The following is a 2,500-nucleotide window of genomic DNA, read 5'->3' on the forward strand; positions in this document are numbered from 1 at the left end:
GTTGAAGAGGTTTCAAATTGCGATTTGCAGGCCTGGCGGCGACCTACTCTCCCACACCTTAAGATGCAGTACCATTGGCGCTGGGGAGTTTCACGGCCGAGTTCGGGATGGGATCGGGTGGGGGCTCCCCGCTAGGGCCACCAGGCCGGCGAAGCGCAATTTGCGTGAACTGGTCTATATATTTATTTGATTTTGATCTGGTTTTCCTTCTGCCTTGCAAGGAACAAGAGCTCCGAGCGCAGCGAAGGCAAGGCCAAGTGGCCGTCGGCCGGTCAGGCCGCGTGGTTCGCAGGACAGGTCCGAAGGACCGGAACGTCCGTGAGAACAAAACCATGATTTCAAACGCGCTCAAGCAGCCCAAAGGGCGATAGCGCACTTAAGATGATCTCTTCAAAGCGCCAGAGGCGCTTTGGAGAGATGAACATTGACTAATGAGAGGATCAAGCCGAACGAGCTATTAGTAAAGCTAAGCTTCATGCGTTGCCGCACTTCCACACGCTTCCTATCGACGTGGTGGTCTTCCACGGCTCTTCAGGGAGAACTGGTTTTGAGGTGGGTTTCCCGCTTAGATGCTTTCAGCGGTTATCCCTTCCGTACATAGCTACCCTGCAATGCGGCTGGCGCCACAACAGGTCCACCAGAGGTACGTCCATCCCGGTCCTCTCGTACTAGGGACAGATCCTCTCAATTCTCCTACACCCACGGCAGATAGGGACCGAACTGTCTCGCGACGTTCTGAACCCAACTCACGTACCACTTTAATTGGCGAACAGCCAAACCCTTGGGACCTGCTCCAGCCCCAGGATGTGATGAGTCGACATCGAGGTGCCAAACAATGCCGTCGATATGGACTCTTGGGCATCATCAGCCTGTTATCCCCGGCGTACCTTTTATCCGTTGAGCGATGGCCCTTCCACGAGGGACCACCGGATCACTATGGCCGTCTTTCGACTCTGCTCGACTTGTCAGTCTCGCAGTCAGGCAGGCTTATGCCATTGCACTCAACGAGCGATTTCCGACCGCTCTGAGCCCACCTTCGCGCGCCTCCGTTACCATTTGGGAGGCGACCGCCCCAGTCAAACTACCCGCCACACACGGTCCCGGATATTGTAGTACCGCGGTTAGATATCCATGACGACAAGGGTGGTATTTCAAGGGTGACTCCACAAGAGCTGGCGCTCCTGCTTCAACGTCTACCACCTATCCTACACATGTCGTGACGAATACCAGTGTGAAGCTGTAGTAAAGGTGCACGGGGTCTTTCCGTCTGACCGCAGGAACCCCGCATCTTCACGGGGAATTCAATTTCACTGAGTCTATGCTGGAGACAGCGGGGAAGTCGTTACGCCATTCGTGCAGGTCGGAACTTACCCGACAAGGAATTTCGCTACCTTAGGACCGTTATAGTTACGGCCGCCGTTTACTGGGGCTTCAATTCGGTGCTTGCACACCTCCTCTTAACCTTCCAGCACCGGGCAGGCGTCAGACCCTATACGTCGCCTTACGGCTTCGCAGAGCCCTGTGTTTTTGATAAACAGTCGCCACCCCCTGGTCTGTGCCACCCCACAACGGTTGCCCATCGTGAGGTCTCCCTTCTCGCGAACTTACGGGAGCATTTTGCCGAGTTCCTTCAGCATAGTTCTCTCAAGCGCCTTGGTATTCTCTACCAGTCCACCTGTGTCGGTTTCGGGTACGGTTTATACGGTGGAGCTATTTCCTGGAACACCTTCGCTGCACCCCCAATCCAATAAGGAGATACAACACACGGCATCCGTCACTACCACCAAGCTGCAGAATATTAACTGCATTCCCATCGACTACGCCTTTCGGCCTCGCCTTAGGGGCCGGCTAACCCTGCGCCGATTAGCGTTGCGCAGGAACCCTTGGACTTTCGGCGAGCGGGTCTCTCACCCGCTTTATCGTTACTCATGTCAGCATTCGCACTTCTGATATCTCCAGGAGCCCTCACGGGTCCCCCTTCGCAGACTTACAGAACGCTCCGCTACCGCGCATCCTAAGATGCACCCGCAGTTTCGGTGTATGGCTTGAGCCCCGGTACATTTTCGGCGCGGAACCCCTTATTTAGACCAGTGAGCTGTTACGCTTTCTTTAAATGATGGCTGCTTCTAAGCCAACATCCTGGTTGTTTTGGGAGTTCTACATCCTTTCCCACTTAGCCATAACTTAGGGACCTTAACTGGCGGTCAGGGTTGTTTCCCTCTCCACAATGGACGTTAGCACCCACTGTGTGTCTGCCGGATAGTACTTCTCGGTATTCGGAGTTTGGTTAGGATCAGTAAGGCGGTAAGCCCCCATAGCCCATCCAGTGCTCTACCCCCGAGAGTATTCATCCGACGCTCTACCTAAATAGATTTCGCGGAGAACCAGCTATTTCCGAGTTTGATTGGCCTTTCACCCCTAGCCACAGCTCATCCCCGACTTTTTCAACAGGCGTGGGTTCGGTCCTCCAGTGCGTGTTACCGCACCTTCAACCTGGCCA

Annotated in this window: 2 rRNA genes (1 of these 2 cut by a window edge); both read right to left on the reverse strand. The window is 54.7% G+C overall.

Annotated features, from left to right (window positions below):
- Positions 1-30: 30 nt before the first annotated feature.
- A 5S ribosomal RNA gene (rrf, locus tag V1T76_RS28970) occupies positions 31-145 on the reverse strand.
- Between the two features lie 291 nt (positions 146-436).
- Positions 437-2,500: ribosomal RNA gene (locus V1T76_RS28975) — 23S ribosomal RNA — on the reverse strand (it continues 659 nt past the right edge of the window).

Origin of the sequence: Roseibium sp. FZY0029, assembly GCF_036350355.1 — a bacterium.
GTDB lineage: Bacteria > Pseudomonadota > Alphaproteobacteria > Rhizobiales > Stappiaceae > Roseibium.